Origin of the sequence: uncultured Parabacteroides sp., from assembly GCF_905196875.1 — a bacterium.
Lineage (GTDB): Bacteria > Bacteroidota > Bacteroidia > Bacteroidales > Tannerellaceae > Parabacteroides.
Genome location: NZ_CAJJWO010000039.1, coordinates 1 through 21,767 on the forward strand (window position 1 = coordinate 1; position 21,767 = coordinate 21,767).

General features: G+C 39.4%; 16 protein-coding genes. 15 read left to right on the top strand and 1 reads right to left on the bottom strand.

Annotated features, from left to right (window positions below; genetic code table 11):
* Window positions 1-555: 555 nt before the first annotated feature.
* The 14 genes from QZ076_RS13580 to QZ076_RS13645 all read left to right on the top strand — a co-directional run bounded on the left by QZ076_RS13580 (window position 556) and on the right by QZ076_RS13645 (window position 20,756).
* Window positions 556-1,959 (top strand): amidophosphoribosyltransferase, encoded by a 1,404-nt coding sequence (locus tag QZ076_RS13580; RefSeq protein WP_293713825.1) that lies wholly within the window; start codon window positions 556-558, stop codon window positions 1,957-1,959.
* Between the two features lie 14 nt (window positions 1,960-1,973).
* Window positions 1,974-3,194, top strand: coding sequence for a peptidase T (pepT, locus tag QZ076_RS13585; protein WP_293713827.1), 1,221 nt, complete (start codon window positions 1,974-1,976; stop codon window positions 3,192-3,194).
* 12 nt (window positions 3,195-3,206) lie between these two features.
* Window positions 3,207-4,292, top strand: coding sequence for a glycine cleavage system aminomethyltransferase GcvT (gene gcvT / locus QZ076_RS13590; protein WP_293713829.1), 1,086 nt, complete (start codon window positions 3,207-3,209; stop codon window positions 4,290-4,292).
* 129 nt (window positions 4,293-4,421) lie between these two features.
* Window positions 4,422-5,384: a transporter gene (locus tag QZ076_RS13595; protein WP_293713831.1), complete on the top strand. Its 963-nt coding sequence runs from the start codon at window positions 4,422-4,424 to the stop codon at window positions 5,382-5,384.
* Between the two features lie 27 nt (window positions 5,385-5,411).
* Entirely contained in the window at window positions 5,412-6,143 is a 732-nt protein-coding gene (locus QZ076_RS13600) for a DUF5036 family protein (protein ID WP_293713833.1), read from the top strand.
* A gap of 30 nt (window positions 6,144-6,173) precedes the next feature.
* Window positions 6,174-6,611 carry a DUF695 domain-containing protein gene (locus QZ076_RS13605; protein WP_293713835.1) on the top strand — a complete coding sequence of 146 codons (438 nt, stop codon included), beginning with the start codon at window positions 6,174-6,176 and terminating at the stop codon, window positions 6,609-6,611.
* A 331-nt stretch (window positions 6,612-6,942) separates the two neighbouring features.
* Window positions 6,943-8,718, top strand: coding sequence for an L-fucose isomerase (locus QZ076_RS13610; protein ID WP_293713837.1), 1,776 nt, complete (start codon window positions 6,943-6,945; stop codon window positions 8,716-8,718).
* 6 nt (window positions 8,719-8,724) lie between these two features.
* Entirely contained in the window at window positions 8,725-9,636 is a 912-nt protein-coding gene (locus tag QZ076_RS13615; protein WP_293713839.1) for a dihydrodipicolinate synthase family protein, read from the top strand.
* 35 nt (window positions 9,637-9,671) lie between these two features.
* Window positions 9,672-12,704 (top strand): TonB-dependent receptor, encoded by a 3,033-nt coding sequence (locus tag QZ076_RS13620; protein ID WP_293713841.1) that lies wholly within the window; start codon window positions 9,672-9,674, stop codon window positions 12,702-12,704.
* Window positions 12,705-12,727: 23 nt separating this feature from the next.
* A complete protein-coding gene (locus tag QZ076_RS13625; RefSeq protein WP_293713843.1) occupies window positions 12,728-14,368 on the top strand; it encodes a RagB/SusD family nutrient uptake outer membrane protein in 1,641 nt (546 codons plus the stop codon).
* A 158-nt stretch (window positions 14,369-14,526) separates the two neighbouring features.
* Window positions 14,527-16,515, top strand: coding sequence for an SUMF1/EgtB/PvdO family nonheme iron enzyme (locus tag QZ076_RS13630; protein WP_293713892.1), 1,989 nt, complete (start codon window positions 14,527-14,529; stop codon window positions 16,513-16,515).
* Between the two features lie 60 nt (window positions 16,516-16,575).
* A complete protein-coding gene (locus QZ076_RS13635; RefSeq protein ID WP_293713845.1) occupies window positions 16,576-18,246 on the top strand; it encodes a ribulokinase in 1,671 nt (556 codons plus the stop codon).
* A gap of 23 nt (window positions 18,247-18,269) precedes the next feature.
* A complete protein-coding gene (locus QZ076_RS13640) occupies window positions 18,270-19,712 on the top strand; it encodes a sodium:solute symporter (protein ID WP_293713847.1) in 1,443 nt (480 codons plus the stop codon).
* A gap of 42 nt (window positions 19,713-19,754) precedes the next feature.
* Window positions 19,755-20,756 carry a LacI family DNA-binding transcriptional regulator gene (locus QZ076_RS13645; protein WP_293713849.1) on the top strand — a complete coding sequence of 334 codons (1,002 nt, stop codon included), beginning with the start codon at window positions 19,755-19,757 and terminating at the stop codon, window positions 20,754-20,756.
* 77 nt (window positions 20,757-20,833) lie between these two features.
* Here QZ076_RS13645 and QZ076_RS13650 read toward each other — a convergent pair whose 3' ends face one another.
* Complete coding sequence (locus tag QZ076_RS13650) at window positions 20,834-21,250, bottom strand: DUF5856 family protein (protein WP_293713851.1); 417 nt, start codon at window positions 21,248-21,250, stop codon at window positions 20,834-20,836.
* Window positions 21,251-21,398: 148 nt separating this feature from the next.
* Between QZ076_RS13650 and QZ076_RS13655 the strand changes: the two genes are divergently transcribed.
* The gene (locus QZ076_RS13655) at window positions 21,399-21,767 is read left to right on the top strand and encodes a DUF488 domain-containing protein (RefSeq protein WP_293713853.1); all 369 of its coding nucleotides are present in this window, start codon (window positions 21,399-21,401) and stop codon (window positions 21,765-21,767) included.

The following is a 21,767-nucleotide window of genomic DNA, read 5'->3' on the forward strand; positions in this document are numbered from 1 at the left end:
CCAACGACCCCGAGATTACAAATCACGTGCTCTGGCCAACTGAGCTAAAGAGGCAGGTGGGTAAGCTTACTACATCGCGCCGCTACAACCAAGTACCCTTGCTGCGGTCAAGCCCTGGGGGATTCCGAGGGAGCATGCCGTGTAGGACTTACCCGGGTGCAAAAGTAGATATTATTTTTTACAATGCAAGCGTTTTCGTTTGCATGGAGTGATATTTGTTTCTAAATGGCTGGAAACCTTTTATTTTCGATGTGGTTAAAAAATGTTTACATGTTTCTCCGGGGCTTATGTTGTCTTGCAAGCGGCTCTTCCCTAAGGTGTGATTCGGTATTTCCTTATGAGGAAGAAATTGTTTCTTTAGCATAAGCGGGTTGTTTCACTATGATGAAACACTTGTTTCTTCCTAATGAAACAGTTTTAAGTATATGACTCCATTTGCTCGCAAAAAGACGTTAGCCGGTTATATTTTTTGATAGATTATGATCTACTCTGGCATATGTATAAATATTCTTGTAACTTTGCGTCCTAATTCAAAAATCAAAAATAGTAAGAACAATGGGTGGTTTTTTCGGCACTATTTCTAACTCGGCTTGTGCTACCGATTTATTCTATGGCACAGATTACAACTCTCACTTAGGAACCCGCAGAGGCGGTATGGCAACTCTCCATAATGGCGTATTTAAGCGTTCTATCCATAATCTCGAAAATTCTTATTTCCGTACACGTTTTGAAAGTGAACTGGACAAGTTTCAGGGAAACTCCGGTATCGGTATCATCAGTGACACGGATCCTCAACCTATCTTTATTAATTCTCACCTTGGTAAATATGCCGTAGTAACGGTTGCCAAAGTGAATAATATGGATGAGTTGGAGAAAGAACTACTGGATAAAGGTTGTCATTTCTCCGAATTAAGTTCCGGACAGACCAATCAAACAGAATTGATCTCATTACTTATATCTGAAGGAAGAACTTTCGTGGAAGGAATAGAACTGGTATTCGAAAAGGTAAAAGGCTCTTGTTCGATGCTGATCCTTACCGAAGACGGTATTATTGCAGCCCGCGATAAATGGGGACGTACACCGATTCTGGTCGGGAAGAAGGAGGGAGCTTATGCAGCCACCAGCGAACCTTGTAGTTTCCCGAATCTGGGATATGAAATAGAATATAATGTAGGACCGGGTGAAATCGTACATCTTACAGCTGATAAGATGACACAACTGCGTAAACCGAATAAAAAGATGCAGGTTTGTTCTTTCCTGTGGGTTTACTATGGATATCCGGTATCTGAATATGAAGGGGTAAATGTAGACGCTTCACGTTATGCCAGCGGTGTTTCGATGGCAAAGAAGGATGAAGTGGAAGCCGATTTCGTATCCGGTATTCCTGATTCGGGTATCGGTATGGCTTTGGGGTATGCTGAAGGAAAAGGAATCCCTTACCGCCGCGCCATTGTGAAATATACACCGACATGGCCTCGTAGCTTTACTCCGGCTAACCAGGCTGTTCGTGATCTGGTTGCTAAAATGAAACTGATCCCAAATCGTGAACTGTTGCGTGGAAAGCGGGTTATCTTCTGTGACGACTCGATTGTACGTGGAACACAGCTTCGCGATAATGTAAATATATTGTACGGATATGGAGCAAAAGAGGTACACATGCGTATCGGATGTCCTCCTATCCTGCATTCATGCCCGTTTGTCGGATTCTCTGCTTCCAAATCTCATCTCGAACTTATTGCCCGCCGGATTGTTAAAGAAATAGAGGGTGATGATGCAAAGGATCTGGATAAGTATGCGGCAACTGGTACTGAACAATATAATAACCTTGTTGAGCGTATCCGTGAACAGTTAAATATCACCACGCTCAAATTTAACACCGTAGAAGATTTAATTCAATCGATCGGCTTGCCTAAGGAATGTGTTTGTACGCATTGCTATGACGGGTCAAGCTGTTTCTAAAAAAACACAGCCTTATGAATCTGACAGAACGATTTTTGAAGTACGTTACGTTCGACACACAGTCGGACGAAGAGACGGGCACAACGCCCAGTACTCCCGGACAGCGGGTGCTTGCCCTTGAATTGGTAAAGGAACTGGAAGCAATTGGCCTGGAAGATATTACACTGGATGATAATTGCTATCTGATGGCTACTCTTCCTGCTAATACAACAAAGAAAGTACCGACTATCGGTTTTATTGCGCATCTGGATACCAGTCCGGATATGTCCGGAAAGGATGTAACACCGCGTATCGTAACTTATAAAGGTGGCGATATCGTGTTGTGCGCAGAAGAGAATGTTGTACTTTCCCCCCAGATGTTCCCTGAACTGAACGACTATAAAGGTCAGGATATTATCGTGACTAACGGTAAGACCTTGCTGGGTGCCGACGATAAAGGTGGCGTAGCGGCTATCGTTTCGGCAGTTCAGTATCTGAAAGACCATCCGGAAATCGAACATGGAAAGATTCGTATCGGTTTTACTCCTGATGAAGAAATCGGACAAGGTGCCGATCATTTCGACGTGGAGAAGTTCGGTTGCGAATGGGCTTATACCATCGACGGCGGACAGATCGGCGAACTGGAATACGAAAACTTCAATGCGGCCGGGGCAAAGGTGACTTTCAAGGGACTGAACGTGCATCCGGGTTATGCAAAGAATAAGATGCTGAATGCTTCGCTACTGGCTATCGAGTTTGCTTCCTGGCTGCCTGCATCGCAGCGTCCGGAACATACAGCCGGTTATGAAGGCTTCTACCATCTGACCAATATGTCCGGCACGGTTGAAGAGGCTTCGTTGTCTTATATAATTCGCGACCATGTCCGCACGCTGTTCGAAGAAAAGAAAGAACAGTTGCGCCTGCTGGTAAAACGTATGAATGAAATTCATCCGGGCAGCACGACCCTCGAACTACGCGATCAATATTATAATATGCGTGAGGTGGTAGAACCGAAGAAATATATTGTAGACCTGGCGTTCGAAGCGATGGAAGCTGTCGGTGTTAAGCCCCTGGTTAAGCCGATTCGTGGCGGTACGGACGGAGCCCGTTTGTCGTTCATGGGATTGCCTTGCCCGAATATCTTTGCGGGAGGGCTGAACTTCCATGGACGTTATGAGTTCCTTCCGGTGGGCTCACTGGAAAAAAGTATGCAAACCATAATAAAAATAACCGAGCTGTTAGCTCAAAAATCTTAAACGAATAATAACATGAAAACAACTCCGTTTACCGATGTGCATATCGCATTGGGAGCAAAAATGCACGAATTTGCCGGCTATAACATGCCAATCGAATATACCGGCATCATTGACGAACACATGACCGTTGTTGACGGTGTAGGTGTGTTCGATGTATCTCACATGGGTGAGTTCTGGGTGAAAGGCCCGAACGCACTGGCTTTTATCCAGAGTATCACATCTAATGATGCCTCTGTTTTACCTTTGGGTAAGGCACAATACACTTGCTTCCCGAATGATAAGGGCGGTATTGTGGACGACCTGCTGGTTTATCATTACGAACCGGAAAAGTATCTGCTGGTTGTAAATGCCGGAAATATTGCGAAAGACTGGGATTGGTGCGTAAGCCATAACACAGTGGGAGCAGAGCTTGAAAACTCTTCCGACCGTACAGCTCAGCTGGCTATCCAGGGACCGAAAGCGACTGAAGTGTTGCAACGTCTTACTCCGGTCGATCTGTCTTCTATTCCTTATTATTCATTTGTAACAGGTGAATTTGCCGGATGCAAGAATGTAATTATCTCTAACACAGGTTATACCGGTGCAGGAGGTTTCGAACTCTATTTCTATCTGGATGACGCTATGACGATCTGGAATGCCATCTTTGAAGCAGGTAAGCCGGAAGGTATCAAGCCTGTTGGTTTGGGGGCACGCGATACGCTTCGTCTGGAAATGGGCTTCTGCCTGTATGGTAACGATCTGGATGATACGACTTCTCCGATTGAAGCCGGTTTGGGTTGGATCACTAAGTTCGCTGAAGGAAAAGAATTTACCAACCGTGCAGAACTGGAACGTCAGAAGAAAGAGGGCGTAACACGTAAGTTATGTGCATTCGAACTGATAGACAAAGGTATTCCCCGTCATGGTTACGAGATCGTCGATGCGGAAGATCAGGTGATCGGTGTGGTTACCTCCGGAACAATGTCTCCTGTATTGAAAAAAGGTATCGGTATGGGATACGTGAAGCCGGAATATGCTAAAGCCGGCACGGAAATCTTCGTGAAAGTGCGCAACCGTAACCTGAAAGCCCAGGTGGTGAAGGCACCGTTCAGAAAATAAAAGATATGCCATATAAATAATTGAAATTAGCTGGATAATCTTTATCCGGCTAATTTTTTATAAGATAAATACCTGTGAAAGTAACAGATGTTTTGTAAGTTTGTAACGGAATAAAATAGAATGGGTCTCATGTTTAACTTTTTGAAAAACTGGACATTGCCTATTGCAATGCTTACCGGTGTGTTAGGTTATTTTATATTTGCTAACTTCACATTTCTGGAGCCGACGAAACCGTTTGTAAATACTTTTGTTGCTTACATAACTCCTCTTCTGATCTTTACCCAGTTGCTGCTCACTTTCTGTAAAGTGGATTGGCGGGAATTGGTGCCATCTCCTTGGCACGGTTGGTTATTGCTTTTCCAGATCGTATCAGCTTCGGCTTTGGCTGCTTTACTAATATTCATTCCGATGGGCGGTTCTTGCCGGGAAGTGTTTGAAGCTGCCATGGTGTGTCTTATCTGTCCCACGGCAACGGCGGCAGCAGTCATTACGGGTAAACTTGGTGGAAGTGCATCCAGCCTGACTACCTATACATTATTATCCAACATATTGGCTGCAGTGGCTGTTCCTCTGATTTTTCCGTTGGTTGAACCGCATGCAGATATTACATTCTTTACTGCTTTCCTTAAAATATTAAGTAAAGTTTTTCCTTTGTTGCTTTTCCCATTTTTTCTAGCCTTATTTTTCCGGTATCTTCTTCCTAAGATACATCATTTTTTGTTGGGCTTTCATGATTTGGCTTTTTATTTGTGGGGAGCAGCTTTGACTATCGTAACAGGACAAACGGTGAAGTCGTTGATGACCAGTAGTATACCGGGAAGTGTACAGGTGTTGATTGCTTTAGCAGGTTTTGTTACTTGTGCCATGCAGTTTTATCTGGGCAAGAGGATCGGAACGATCTATAAAGATCGTATCAGTGCAGGGCAAGCGTTGGGACAGAAAAACACCGTTCTGGCTATCTGGATGGCATATACTTATCTGGATCCTGTTTCTTCGGTAGGTCCCGGTTCTTATGTGTTGTGGCAGAATCTCTTTAACAGTTGGCAGTTGTGGAAGAAGAGAAAAAATAAGATTAAATCATGTGATTTTTAAATTAGAACTCATTAAATCAAAAAGAGTATGAATATTAGACATTTATTGGGAGTGTTATCCTTATTCCTTTGTTTTGTCAGCTTGGTCAGTTGTGGTGATGATGATATTAAAGACCCTGAGGATACCATTACACTTAATATGTTAAACGAGAAAAATGGAAAAACACTTTTAGGAACATCAGATGTTTATATCAATAATTCCAATAATTTTAAAACTCATTCATGTTACATGGTGGGTATGGGAGAAGCATCTGGACTCGGGGCTAATCTTCAATTGCAATTAAATAAGCTTGCTCAAGAAGTTGCTGTTGTTCCGGGACATTTGTATCAAATATACGATGAAAATGTTTTTCGTAATTTCCCGTCGGGTAATGTTGCTATTCTTGTTGGGACAGGCTATTATAAGGTTTATGTAATTTCTCCGATAATTAATGATGATATTACGACAGGTGCAACTGTAAAATATGCATTAACATTCCAGGAAGCTCCAGAACTTCCTGATTATGAAACACTCATAGGTAGTATTGATCAAACAGGGGAAAGCATTGAATATGCATTACCTAAAACAGCTGAATGTGTGTTTAATGATTATTTAGATAGTGACAAAGATGCTTTTGATATAAAACTAACAGATGGAAAATTGACTATAACGTTATTAAAGTCAATAGATAAGATTTACGGTCCGTATGGAACCTATGGAATGTATATTCGTTTGGGGTCGGCGTTTACTTACATTAAATTTAATGTTGGTCTGGATTAATAAATTAGTAAACAGTAAAAAAATATATATATGAGATTAAGCAATGAATGGTTTACAGCTTTGTCGGAAGATGAATCAGGAAATTTGGTAACAATATATGGTCGTGATGAACTAGGCGAGTTTATCCAATCCGGAAAGTTTAAAGAGCGTGTCGAGATCACCTGGAAATATGAAGGAGATGAAAAAGGAATGCCTGGTGATGCACTAGCCGAACAGATGGAAAACGTTCAGGAGGCATTGAAGAAAGCTATGGAAAAAGATAAACTGTCTATCCTGACTGCCGTATATACCGGAGCGGGAGAGAAAGTTTGGATTTATTATACTCGTACTGTTCGTGTCTTTGGCGAACGATTGAATGAAGCATTGTCCTCATTTGAATTACTCCCAATTTCCATTTATACGGAAATAGATCCTGAATGGGAAGAATATTTAGATATGTATGAGATGAAGCAATGGGCTGTCGATTAAAGTAATTATACTGAAGTAATCAGGCGAAAGCTCTTCAATAGTTTTATAAACTAGCCCCAGGCAAAAGCATTGGGGCTTTTTTGTATGAAAACATTGGAAGAAGGGCTATTATAATCGTTTTTATGCAATAATGTTTTAAAATATGTTTGATAACATGTATAAATGCGTTTGATTAATCGATTAACTTATCTATGTTTGCAAACAGATGGAAAAATATTTTTTTAATCTGTTGAGTTAATCGTTTAATTTGTGTTCGAATGACTGATGAATTGGAAAAGAATATTATACCCTGTTGAGTTAATCGTTTAATTATGTACTAAATTTATATATCATGAAAAGTTGTTATCCTAAAATCGGTATTCGTCCAATAATTGATGGACGGCGTCGTGGTATTCGTGAGTCGTTGGAAGAAATGACAATGGGTCTGGCTATTCGAGTCGCAGAACTTTATAGTGAAACATTGTGCTATCCTGATGGTTCCCCAGTGGAATGTGTTATTGCCGATACTTGTATCGGTGGAGTGAAAGAAGCGGCCAATTGTGCAGAAAAATTTGAGAGAGAGAGGGTAGGACTTTCTTTATCCGTCACACCTTGTTGGTGCTATGGTTCTGAAACGATCGATATGAATCCTTTGATCCCGAAAGCTATTTGGGGATTTAATGCGACAGAACGTCCGGGAGCTGTTTACCTGGCTGCTGCTCTGGCTGCTCATAATCAGAAAGGTTTACCTGCTTTTGGTATTTATGGTAAGGATGTTCAGGAGGTAACGGATACAGAAATTCCATCAGATGTAAAAGAAAAGTTATTGCGTTTTGCAAAAGTAGGCCTGGCTGTTGCTATGATGCGTGGTAAATCGTATTTGGCTATAGGTTCTGTTTCTATGGGGATTGCCGGCTCTATTGTGAATCCGGATTTCTTGCAGGAATATTTGGGAATGCGTACGGAGTATGTCGATTGTTCGGAACTGCTAAGGCGTATTCAATTGAATATTTATGATAAAGATGAATATGAGAAAGCATTGGAGTGGACAAAGAAAAATTGTATGCCCCGGGAAGGAGAGGATTATAATCCGGAATCCATTCGAAAAACGCGTAAACAAAAAGATTCGGACTGGGAGTTTGTAGTTAAGATGACGATTATAATGCGTGACCTGATGTTTGGAAATTCCAAACTATGGGATATGGGATATGAGGAGGAGGCCATGGGACATAATGCTATTGTCGGGGGATTCCAGGGACAACGGCAGTGGACTGACTTTTTACCTAACGGTGATTTTTCTGAAGCTATTTTAAACTCATCATTCGATTGGAACGGAAAAAGAGCTCCTATACCATTTGCTACGGAAGATGATCATTTGAACGGTATATCCATGTTGTTCGGTTATTTATTGACAAATCGTGCGCAGATATTTTCTGATGTTAGAACGTATTGGAGTCCGGAAGCAATAGAGCGTGTGAGTGGTTGGAAACCTGACGGTCTTTTAGCTGACGGAGCTATTCATTTAATCAACTCTGGTTCGACGACACTGGATGGAACCGGGCAACAAGAAGATGAAAATGGTTTGCCTGTAATGAAGCCGTATTGGAAAATAACAGATAAAGAAGTCGATAAGATGTTGCAAGCAACAACATGGTATCCGGCTTCTCTCGAGTATTTTCGTGGTAACGGATATTCTTCAAACTTCCTTACCCGTTCGGGAATGCCGGTGACTATGTGTCGTCTGAATCTGGTGAAAGGTTTAGGTCCGGTATTGCAGATTGCAGAAGGGTGGACTGCTACATTTCCGGATCATGTTTTTGATATTATTAATAAACGGACAGATAAGACCTGGCCATCCACATTCTTTGTGCCTAGAGTGACAGGAGAAGGGCATTTCAAAAATGTATATTCTGTAATGAACTATTGGGGAGCAAATCATGGGGCTATCAGTTACGGACATATAGGTGCGGATCTGATTTCTTTGGCTTCTATATTATCTATACCTGTATGTATGCATAATGTAGAGGAGGATAAAATTTTCCGTCCTTCTGCCTGGAATGCATTCGGCTCTGATCCGGAAGGTGCAGATTATCGTGCATGTGAAAATTTTGGACCATTATATAAATAATCATCTATGTTTACTAAACCATTAAGAGGTATTATTCCTCCAGTTATTACTCCGATGATCGATAATGATACATTAGATATCATTGGATTGGAAAATCTCCTGAATCGTATGATAAAGGGAGGTGTGTCAGGTGTATTCATTTTGGGAACAAGCGGTGAAGCCCAGAATATCAGTTACACTGTGAGAAAAGAATTGATAAAGGAAACCTGTCGTATTGTGGCGAAACGTATTCCAGTTTTAGTCGGAATTACAGATACGAGTTTTTCTGAATCTTTATCTTTAGCAACAAGTGCAGCTCATCATGGAGCTGATGCTTTGGTTGCAGCTCCCCCCTATTATTTTGCTCCCGGACAGGCTGAACTGATTCAGTATTATAACGATCTGGCGAATCGATTGCCTTTACCGCTATTCCTTTATAATATGCCTTCTCATGTCAAGGTTATGATTGAACCAGAAACGGTCCTGGCTTTATCTGAGAACCCGAATATTATAGGATTGAAAGATAGTTCTGCTAATGGTGTCTATTTTCAGAAACTGATCTATTTATTCAGGAACAATCCTGAGTTTACATTATTATGCGGCCCGGAGGAAATGACGGCTGAAGTTGTTTTGATGGGAGGTCATGGTGGGGTGAACGGAGGTGCAAATCTCTTCCCTGAATTATATGTGGCTCTTTATAATGCTGCGGCGAATAAAGATTTTGAGAAATTAGCAGAATTACAACAACAGGTGTTGAAGATAAGTCTTTCCTTATATAATATCGGGAAATATGCTTCCAGCTATATAAAAGGAGTGAAGACGGCTTTAAACCTGATGGGAGTTTGCAGCGATTATATGGCGGAACCGTTCCATAAGTTCGAAAAGAAAGAACGCGACACTGTATACAGCAAGCTTATAGAATTAGGTGTACGGTTATAATTTATAGACTTCAATAATCATTTAAATCAATAAATATGAAAAGACATTTTAGTTTTATGAAAATCAATTGGATATTATTGTTCATGCTCATAGGCTGTGCCTGCCTACATGCCCAGGATAAACAAGTTACAGTAAATGTACAGAATGATGATTTAAAAAATATAACCGGACACGTAACAGATGTACAAGGAGAAACTATTATTGGAGCCAATGTCATAATAGATGGAACTTCAATAGGAACTCTTACTGATATTGATGGAAATTATACTCTTACAGATGTACCGTCAAATGCAATCTTAGTTTTTTCTTATGTGGGAATGAAAAGCCAGAAATTACCAGTTAAGGGGAAAAATGTTATTGATGTCCGATTAGAAGAAGACGCAATAGGTTTAGATGAGGTTGTCGCTGTCGGTTACGGAACACAATCAAAACGGTTTGTTTCTGGTTCTATTTCCAGTGTTAAATTATCGGAAGTGGGTAAAGATTTGCCCAATACGAATGTTGCCCAATCTCTAAGTAGTGTCCCAGGTATTTTGTTTATTGGAGATGGTCGTCCTGGACAGGATGGAAGCTTACTGATCAGAGGGCAAAACTCATTAAGCGGAGGTAACTCTCCATTGATAGTCTTGGATGGTAGTATTTTCTCAGGAACGTTGTCGGATATAAATCCACAAGACATAGAGAGCATAGACATATTAAAAGATGCAAGTTCGGCAACCGTATATGGTTCGAAAGCTGCAAACGGAGTAATTCTGATTCAAACAAAAAAAGGAACTACAGAGAAACCTATTATCAGAGTTAATTTTTTTACGTCGTTTTCAAATCCTGCTAATCAACTCAAACTTCTTACCCCTGAACGCTATATTCAACGGAAATTGGATTGGAGAGAACAGCAGGGCATGGAAGCTAATCCTGAGAATATAGCAGATTATTTAACTGTTTCAGAAGCAGAAGTCTATAATAGGGGAGCTTCTAGTAATGCATGGGATGTGATTTCGCAGGACGCCAGAACAAATGCAGTTGATGTAAGTATTTCAGCCAATGCAAAATATGTTTCCTATTATTTATCAGGTTCATTCAATAAGGATAAAGGATTGATATATAATGATAATCAGAGTCGTAGTACTTTTCGGGCAAATGTGGGAAGCAAGATTACGAATTGGCTTTCTCTCGGATTGGATGCCACATATTCCAACAGAGATTTATCAGGAAAGGAAGCAAACGTGAGTGATGCTTATCGAGCAAGCCCTTTTTCAACTTTCTATCATCCAGATGGTGAACCCACTCAATATTCAGTATTAGAAGAACAAGCGGGTACTAACCCTTTATATAATGCGATGTTGACTAAAAATGAAGAAATAAAAGAAAACTTGTTCAGTAATATATATTTAGACATTGATATCCCTTTCATAGAAGGGTTAAGCTATAAAATTAATTATTCACCAAACGTTCGTTGGGAACATGATTATAATTATGTCAGACAAGATCAGTATCGGGATAATAATATGACAAGTGCCAGTAAATTTAATCAACGTATGTTTATGTGGGAATTGGAGAATATCTTGACATATAAGAAAGCAATCAATGATGACCATTTCTTGGATTTTACTTTCCTTTATAGCCGTAATCATTTAGATTTTGAATCTACAAAAGCGAACGCTGAACGGTTAGAAGTGGAGGGGTTGGGATATAATGCTCTTCAATTTGGTTCCACATTAACAAATACTTCTGATGCTTATGTTACAGAAGGGGTATCTTATATGGGACGTGTTAATTACCGATTGAAAAATCGTTATTTACTTACTTTGACAGCGAGACGGGATGGTAGTTCTGTCTTTGCTAAGAATAATAAATATGCAACGTTTCCTTCAGGTTCTTTAGCCTGGATTTTGTCTGAAGAATCTTTTATGAAGAAATTTCAATTTATTGATATGCTTAAGTTGAGAGTTTCTTATGGTTCAGTAGGGAATCAAGCTATTTCTCCTTATCAATCACTTAGCTTATCCGATATGAAAAAGTATGTATTCGGTGATGGAGGAGCTACCAGTATAGGGATTGTTACATCCACATTAGGTAATGAGAACTTAAAATGGGAAAACACTACATCGCAAAATTATGCAATTGATTTTGAGTTGTTCAACAACCGGTTTGGTGGTACATTGGAGTTTTACAACAGTGATACAAAAAATCTGTTGGTTAAAAGGTCTATTCCAGTGATGAATGGGTACACTTCCATTTTTTCTAATATTGGTCAAACAAATAATCGGGGTGTCGAAATAGCACTACATTCTGTCAATATTAAATCTTCTGATTTTAAGTGGCGAAGTGATTTCTCGTTTACCTATAACCGTAATAAGATAGTCCATTTGTATGGTCAGGATTTGAATAATGACGGAAAAGAAGACGATGACATTGATAATAATTGGTTCATAGGAAAACCAATAAATTCGTATTATGATTATGTATATGATGGTATTTATCAGGAGGGTGATACAGATATCCCGGCAGGATCACAACCCGGATTTGTAAGAGTAAAAGATCTTGATAACAACGGTATAATTGATTCACAAGACAGGACAGTAGTTGCTTCCGGAGGTACTCCTAAGTACCAACTTTATTTGGGAAATAATTTTGAATATAAAAACTTCTCTTTATCGATCTCATTAGTTTCAATGTTAGACTGGGATGCGAAATTTAACTTGATTAATCCTCTTGCACCGGGAAGAAGTTTCGGTTCAATCGATGTAGGCTGGTGGACAAAAGAAAATAAATCAAATGAAAGACCTTCTTTAAACTACAGCAATCCATTGAAGACCAGTTGGTATTCAAGTCGTAATTTTTTGAGAGTAAAGGATATTGCTTTAGCGTATGAGTTTGACAAAGCATTATTGAGCAAAATACATATTTCCGGATTACGTGTATATGTCAGTGCAAAAAACTTATTTACTTTTACAAATTGGTTAGGAGCAGATCCTGAAAATGGAGGTGATTATGTAGATGAGCAAGGGTACGATATGTCATACCCAATGCCGCGGACGTATGCTATTGGAATGAATGTTTCATTTTAATCAACTTAAAAATAGAATAACTTATGGAAAATAATTTAATATACAAACATTTAACAAAACTTACTACTAAGATATTTATAGTTTTGTTAGTCGGAATCTCTTATTCTTGCTCAGATGATTTTCTTGATGAAGTACCTTTATCTTCGCTTAGTGCTGAGAATACGTTGGTTTCGAAAAAAGGATTCGAATCCTATATTAATGGTCTGGTCTGGTGCGCAAGAGAGGAGTATGCCCAAGATGATAATAGTTTCTTTATTACAAACTTCCCCGGAACTGATGTCGGAGAAGATGCCGGATCTGAATATTTTACCTATCGGAATTGGATTTCGTATTTGACCCCCAATACACCGGAGGTTAAAACAAACTGGGTTTGGGCATATACTAAAATGATACCATTAGCAAATAATATCATTGTTTACGCTAATAAGCCCGAATTATCTCATATATGGGCAGATGAGGCTGAAAAGAATGCAATTATTGCAGAAGCCCGTTTTTTTAGAGGATATACTTATAATTTTTTAGCAAATCTTTATGGAGGGGTACCGATTGTCGATTCTATACAGAATGTTCCAAAATATGATTATGTTCGTGCTTCTCGGGAAGAAGTCTATAAGTTTGTAAAGAACGACCTTGATTTTGCTTCCAAATGGTTGCCTGTTACAGTATCGCAAAAAGGACGTATTGTTAAAGCCGCGGCTGATCATTTACTTACAGAAGTAAATATTAGTCTGGGATTGTATGAAGAAGCTATAACAAGTGCATCTAATGTTATAGATTCCGGGCTCTATCATTTGATGAAGGAGCGTTTTGGCAGCTCATCCAACCAACCAGGTGATGTGTTCTCCGATCTTTTTGAGAATGGTAATTTTAACAGTTCTGAAAATAAAGAAGCAATTTATGTGTGGCAGATCGAACCTCTTACACCGGGAGGTGGTGGTTCTGTCGGTGGAAATCAGAGTATTCGTAACTGTGGTCCGTTTCAAACCAAGATCGTATCTCCGGATGGTTATTCTAATTTAGCTACAGATACTTTAGGACGGGGAGTCGGTCGTGTCAGAGGTACGGTTTATTCTCTTTATACAATATGGGATGATCCTAACGATATTCGGAATTCAGAATTTAATATGCGTCGTAAATTTTATTATAATAATCCGAAGTCTTCTTATTATGGCGAGGAGATACCTCCTTTGACCAATGCTGAAGATACCTTGAGACGATTATATGCTTATCCAAGAAAAATTGAGGGTCTTCCATGGAATGACAATAATACCTCGGGCCAAATTTCCGATGATGTTTATGTGTATCGTCTTGCGGAAACCTATCTTTTGCGGGCCGAAGCTTATTTCAGGAATAATCAACTTCAGGAAGCTGCGGCTGATATTAATGAAGTACGGAGCCGTGCTCATGCAGCGCCTGTATCTCCGAATCAGGTAACCTTAAATTACATCCTAGATGAAAGAGCGAGAGAATTATTATTTGAAGAACCCCGACGTAGAACGCTTATTAGAATGGGAATGTTAGTCGAAAGGGTGAAAGAATATGGCTTGATGGTCGACTGGAGAAATACAATTCAGGATTATCATGGTTTATGGCCGATTCCACAATCTGCTATTGATGCTAATCTGGGAGTTAATTTGGGACAGAATCCTGGCTATGCAAAATAATTTGGGTTAAGTAAGAGTTGAATGTGCATTATTTCAACTCTTACTTCAACTAGTGTATGAATTGAAACAGAATGTTAATAATAAACTACAATAAATGAAGAAATAATATGTGTAACATTGATTGTCTAAAAAAGAAGAAATATCGTATTTATCATTACATGCAAATTAAATTGATACTGTTGCTTCTCTGTTTCTATTTTGTAGCATATTCCCAATCTTCACCGGCTCCATTCATTCCAATGGTTGAGATTCCTTCCGGTAGCTTTTATATGGGAAGTAATGGTTTAGGAATAGATTATGATGAAGCACCTATACACAAGGTTGTTCTCCCTTACTCATTCAAGATAGGGATTACAGAAATAACAAATAAACAATATGAAGCATTTGATCCTGAACATCTGAAAATGAGAGGGAGAAACGGTGTTTCTGTCGAAGATGATGATGCAGTTACAAATGTAAGTTATCATGACGCGATTGCATTTTGCGAGTGGCTAAGTCATAAGGAAGGTAAAAATTATCGGTTACCGACGGAAGCTGAATGGGAATATTCTTGTCGGGCAGGTGCATATACGTTATTTTCAACCGGAGATGATTTAGCTCCTATATATCATCGTAATCAGAGAGTTGCACGTGATTTCTCTTATGTTTCTTTAAAAGTAGCTCAAACTCCTCCTAACGCTTTCGGACTTTATGATATGCATGGAAATGTAGAGGAATGGTGTTTGGATTGGTATGCCCCGTATCTGGAAGAAACGCAAACGAATCCTTCCGGTCCGTCTCGTGGAGAATTTCGTGTCACAAGAGGGGGAAGCCATCATACGCCGGTGAAATATTTAAGAAGTGCCAACCGATTGGCTATGATTCCGGGAGATAAACATTCTCAAACAGGTTTTAGAATTGTCGAAGCCTCATATCCTTTAAACAACTATGAGGTTCATGAGCCAGAACCTTTAAATCAAGCTCTTGTTTCTCAGGAGAATAAGGTATGGAATAGTCAGACTCTTACCCCGGTTTTCTTCCCACCAATTCCATATGTAATACCTCCGGCCTGTGATTCCAAAACGCCATTCTATTTGCACAACCATCAACCTGCAATAACTTGGTGTAATAATGGGGATTTGTTAAGTATTTGGTTTTCATCAAATAATGAAAATGGGAGAGAAATGGTCGTTTTAGGATCACGTTTAAGAGCCGGTAACAATGAGTGGGACGAAGCCTCTTTGTTTTTTAAAGTTCCCGACCGGAATATGACTGGAAGTGCTCTTTATAATGATGGACAAGGAACATTGTATCATCTGAATGGGGTTGAAGCTTCGGGTGATTGGCAAAATCTGGCAATGATATTACGAACCAGTCGGGATAATGGAGCTACATGGAGTTCTCCAAACCTGATTGCTCCGGAACATACTAAACGTCATCAAGTGATAGCCGGTACCATCAAAACACGTGAAGGTTGGTTAATTCAAGCATGCGATGCCGGGGCTGGTAGTCATGATGGAGCTGCAATCCATATAAGTAAGGATAATGGAAAAACATGGTATGACCCATGGGACGGATCTCCTTTACCAGATTTCAAAGAAGGAAATTCCGGTAGTACAATTGCAGGTATTCATGCAGGTATTGTTCAATTAAAAGATGGTCGTTTACTTGCTTTAGGACGTGGCAATAGCATCCGGGATAAAGAGGGAAGAGATAGAATGCCAATGAGTATATCTGATGATATGGGAAAGAGCTGGAAGTATTCAGCGACTTCGTTACCTTATATTGACGGAGGACAGCGTTTGGTATTAATGAGATTGAATGAAGGCCCTTTACTATTAGTTTCCTTTACAGATCATCCCTTGCGCACACCCATTAAAGAACGTGGGATGCTTTTTAAAGATAAAGAAGGGAAGGACTATATAGGGTCTGGAATGTATGCTGCTCTCTCATATGATGAGGGAAAAACCTGGACGGTAAAAAAATTGATTACAGATGGAGTTTATCGTTTTTTAAATGGAGGAGCATGGACCGGATTTTTTGAAATGGATGGACATAGGGCTGAACCACGAGGATATCTTGCTGGTACACAAACACCCGATAATATGATTCACATAGTTAGTAGTCGATTGCATTATCGGTTTAATTTATCATGGATTGAGCAATAATGTACAATAAAATAGTTATTGTTAAAATTCAGATAGTTTCTTCATAAATCGGAATAAAGTATGAATAAAACAGATCATGCATATGTAATCGGTATTGATTTTGGTACTGACTCATGTCGTACATTATTAGTGGACGCTACTACAGGAGAAGAATTACTGTCCGTTACTGAGTTTTACCCTCGGTGGAGGAAAGGATACTATTGTAACCCGGTTATAAATCAGTATCGCCAACATCCGTTGGACTATATGGAAAGTATGGAGCTGGCTATCAAGCAAACTTTGAGTATTTGTCCGGAAGGTATTGCTGGCAATGTAGTTGGCATAGCTATTGATACGACCGGATCTACTCCTATACTGTTGGATAGGAATGGAACACCTTTATCTTTGTTACCCGAGTTTTCAGACAATCCTAATGCCATGTTTGTTCTATGGAAAGATCATACGGCTGTAAAGGAAGCTAGTGAGATAAATGAATTAGCTAAACGTTGGAAAATAGATTATACAGCGTATAGTGGAAGTACTTATTCTGCCGAATGGGTGTGGGCTAAGATGCTACACATACTTCGTGTTGATCCGGCAATACGGAAGTTTGCTTATAGTTGGGTCGAGCATTGTGATTGGATGCCAGCTTTGTTAACAGGAAATATTCTTCCGGAAAAGATTTATCGTAGTCGCTGTGCAGCAGGGCATAAAGCGATGTGGTGTGAAAAATGGGGGGGATTGCCTTCTTTTGACTTTCTTACCGCGTTAGATCCTTTGTTGGACTTATTCAACGGACATCTATATCATTCCACTTATACGAGTGATACTTGTGCCGGATATTTGTCAGAAGAATGGGCTGACCGTCTGGGATTGTCTACCCAAGTAGCGGTAGCAGTAGGAGCTCTCGACTGTCATATGGGAGCTGTTGGAGCCGAAATATCAGAAAAAACATTTGTTAGGGTGATGGGTACATCTACTTGTGATGTTATGGTTTCTCCTTATGATGAGATAAAAGACTCTCAGATCTCCGGAATTTGCGGACAGGTTGACGGCTCTGTAATACCCGGAATGGTTGGACTGGAAGCCGGACAGTCGGCGTTCGGTGATGTATATGCCTGGTTTAAAGATTTGTTGTTGTGGCCTTTGGAGACTTTGTTGCCGTCTGTTTGTGATAACAGAGATGCTGAAAATCTTATCCAGTTGCTGGATAGCAAGATATTACCATTGTTGACAGAAGAAGCAGAAAAAATACTGGTCAGCGAAAGTGTACCTGTTTCTGTTGATTGGTTGAATGGACGGCGTACGCCTGATGCCAACCAGAATGTAACCGGACTTATTTCCGGTTTGACGTTGGGTACTTCTGCACCGTTACTTTTTAAATCCTTAGTTGAAGCCACAGCTTTCGGTTCAAAGTCAATTGTGGATTGTTTTTTGAGGCAACATGTGGAGATAGAGAACATAACAGCGATCGGAGGGATCTCTTTAAAATCTCCTTTCATAATGCAAACGTTGGCTAATGTATTGAATATGCCTATTAAAGTTGCCCGTTCCGAACAAGCTTGTGCTTTGGGAGCAGCCATGTTTGCTGCTGTTGCAGCCGGAGTCTATCCAAAAGTAGAGAAGGCCCAGCAGATTATGGGAAAAGGTTTTATTACTCAATATACTCCGGATGAGGAGAAACATCGCCAGTATTTATCTCTGTATCAAAAATATTTAGATTTAGGTAATTTCATAGAAACAAGATTATGATGTAAATTATATATAGAAATACCATGGAACTATCAATACTCGACTTTATTGTTTTCTTTGCTTTTATGGCAGGGACTTTGCTATTTGGATGCTCGTTTTTTTCTAAAAACAGGAATTCGAACGAATATACATCTGCCGGAGGTAGATTACCTGCCTGGGTGGTAGGGATGTCCATCTTTGCAACCTATGTCAGTAGTATCAGTTTTCTAGCATTGCCAGGGAATGCTTATATGGGAAACTGGAATCCGTTTGTATTCAGTTTGTCTATTCCAATAGCATCCTGGATAGCAGCTAAATACTTTGTCCCTTTTTATCGGAATATCAGTAGTATATCTGCCTATAGTTATTTAGAAGAAAGATTCGGATATTGGGCCAGGGTATATGCATCCTGTTGCTATTTATTAACACAGGTGGCCAGGATCGGTTCTGTCTTGTATTTAATGGCTTTGCCGTTGCACTCTATGTTAGGCTGGAGTATACCGGTCATTATTGTTGTTTCCGGACTTTGTGTGGTTATTTATTCTGTGTTAGGCGGGATAACAGCTGTAATATGGACGGATGCTATACAAGGCCTCGTTTTGATTGCCGGAGCACTGGCTTGCGTATTGGTTTTATTGTTTTCTATGCCGGAAGGCCCTTCACAATTGTTTTCTATTGCGATGGAATATGATAAATTCTCATTAGGTAGTTTTGGACCAGAGTTGAGTACTACTACTTTCTGGGTAACATTGGTGTATGGTCTTTTTATCAATTTGCAGAATTATGGTATCGATCAGAATTATGTACAGCGTTATAAAACAGCCAAAGATGACAAAAGTGCATGCTCTGCCGCTTTATTTGGCGGCCTTCTATATGTTCCGGTAAGTATGTTTTTCTTTTTTATAGGAACTGCCCTGTTCGCTTATTATACAGTTTCACCGGAATTACTACCTGAAGGTATAGCCAATGATGCTGTTTTCCCTTATTTTATTGTTCATGGTCTGCCGACTGGTATTACAGGTCTATTGATTGCAGCTATTTGTGCAGCGGGCATGAGTACTGTTTCAACCAGTATCAATAGTTCTGCCACTATTATTCTGACAGATTTCTTTCAACATAAACGAAAAATGACGGATAAACAGAATATGTATGTTCTTTATGGGACTTCTTTTATTTTAGGTATTCTGGGGATGGGATTAGGCTTGGCTATGATGTCTGTACAGAGTGCCCTTGAAGCCTGGTGGAGTTTAGCTGCTATATTTAGCGGTGGAATGTTAGGACTTTTCCTATTGGGATATATGGCAAAGCGAGTAAAGAATATCCATGCGATGATCGGGGTTATTTGTGGAGTTATTCTGATTGCCTGGATGAGTTTTGGTAATAATACGGTATTCCATAGCTATCTGACTATTGTATTTGGAACAATTTTAATATTTTTAATAGGGTTCTTATTATCTCTATTCGCTGGAAAACAGGGTAGTAAATAGAGTTATTTTTTGTTACTTTGCATGGAATTTATGATGGAACGTATGAAAAGAATATCTATAAAAGATATAGCTCAAGCTGTAGGAGTTTCTACAGCGACTGTATCTCTGGTCTTGACTGGAAAAAATAAAAATGGTCGTGTCGGAAAGGAAATGTCTGAAAAGATAAAAAAGGTAGCTCATGAAATGAATTATCAGCCGAACAGGTTAGCAATGAGTTTGCAAAGTGGTCGTTCACAGACTATAGGACTGCTTGTTGCTGATATATCCAACCCCTTTTTCGGAACATTGGCTTTTTATGTGCAGGAAGAAATGGAAAAAGCAGGATATGCTGTTATTATAATGAATACAGACGAAAGTGATTTGCAGATGGAAAGGATGATAAGTCTGTTAAGAAGTCGCCAGGTTGATGGATTTATTATTGTTCCAACTGAATTCGGAGAGAAAAATATCGCACAACTTGTAAATAACCATATACCTTTAGTGTTGATAGACCGTTATTATCCATCATTGCAAGTAAATAGTGTATTAATTGACAATTATCAGGTCGCTTATGAAGCGACCCGGTATTTAATAGATATTCATTGTAAGAAAATAGCATTGCTTATTTATGAGAATAACCAACCTCATATGACTGAACGTGAAAGAGGGTACACCAATGCATTGAAAGATGCCTGTTTATATGATGAAGAGTTAGTAAAAAAAGTACGTTATAAATTTATGGATGAAGATATCATCGGAGCAATAACCTGGCTGGCTCAAAAAAGGAAAGATATGGATGGTATTCTTTTTGCAACAAACACGATTGCTATGACTGGAATCAAGCAATTGTTGAATTTGAAATTTCGGATAGGAGAAGACGTGCATGTTGTTTGTTTTGATAAAAGTGATGCCTTTGATTTCATGCCGGTTTTTATTCCTTATATTCATCAACCAATAGCGGATATGGGACGATTAGCATCTCAACTGTTAATAAAGCAAATTGAAGAAGAGGAGACTGATGATAAGTTGGTTCATAAATTATCAGCCAAATTAATGATAGAATAGGGTTAAAACATAAAAAGTTATCTCCTTAAAGAGATAACTTTTTAATTTATATCAAAAAAGAACAATGGAACTATAGATTACTGTAGTCTAATTAATCTATAGAGCAATTGTTGAATGGCTTCCTGATAGTCATCGATAATTGATTGCGAGAATGCTTCCGGGAACAGATCTCTGTGTTTTTCTACATAGTTGTAGAAATCGGTAGCATGTTTAACGATATCCTTCGGAGTTTTTGTTTCGGGGATTGAAATATTCATGTCGCCAGCCATAGCGAATGTTGTTTCTGTAATTCTGTCGATCACGTCCAATAAAGATGCGATAGCTTCGTCCAGAGCCATGTGTTTGGCGTAACTACCTGTTCCGGTAACACTCCAATGGAAGAGTTTTAAACTGCTGTTGAATGAGAATAGTTCTCCGATAAATGCTGCGATCTCTTTGTTTGATGTACGGGCAGCTTCTTTTTTCTGTTCTGTTTTTACGGTTGTTGTACTCATGATTTTTAATGTTTATGTTTTATACTAATCTAACAAGGCGGATTAAAGGAATGTTTATGGAAAAGGAGGAAAAGCAAGCTATGAAATTGAATGCAACAATCCGATAATCGACCTTGTTTATATCTAACAGTGTGTAAATAAAAAAGATATGACACAGGTAAAGATAAAACGAGTGTACGAAGATCCGGAAAGCATAGACGGTTACAGAGTGTTTGTGGATCGTTTATGGCCCCGTGGAATGAAAAAGGAAGCTTTGCATTATGATTTATGGGCGAAAGATATTACTCCTTCACCGGAGATACGTCAGTGGTTTCATCAGGATCCCGATGTAAGATGGCATGAGTTTGTCGGATTGTATCGAAAGGAACTGAACGGTTCGGAGGCAGCCAAGGCATTTGTGAATAAGATCAGGCAATATCCGGTCGTTACGTTACTTTATGCTTCCAAGAATCCGGATCATAATCATGCTCTTATCTTGAAGGATTTTTTAGATGAAAATATGAAGTCACAAAGCTGA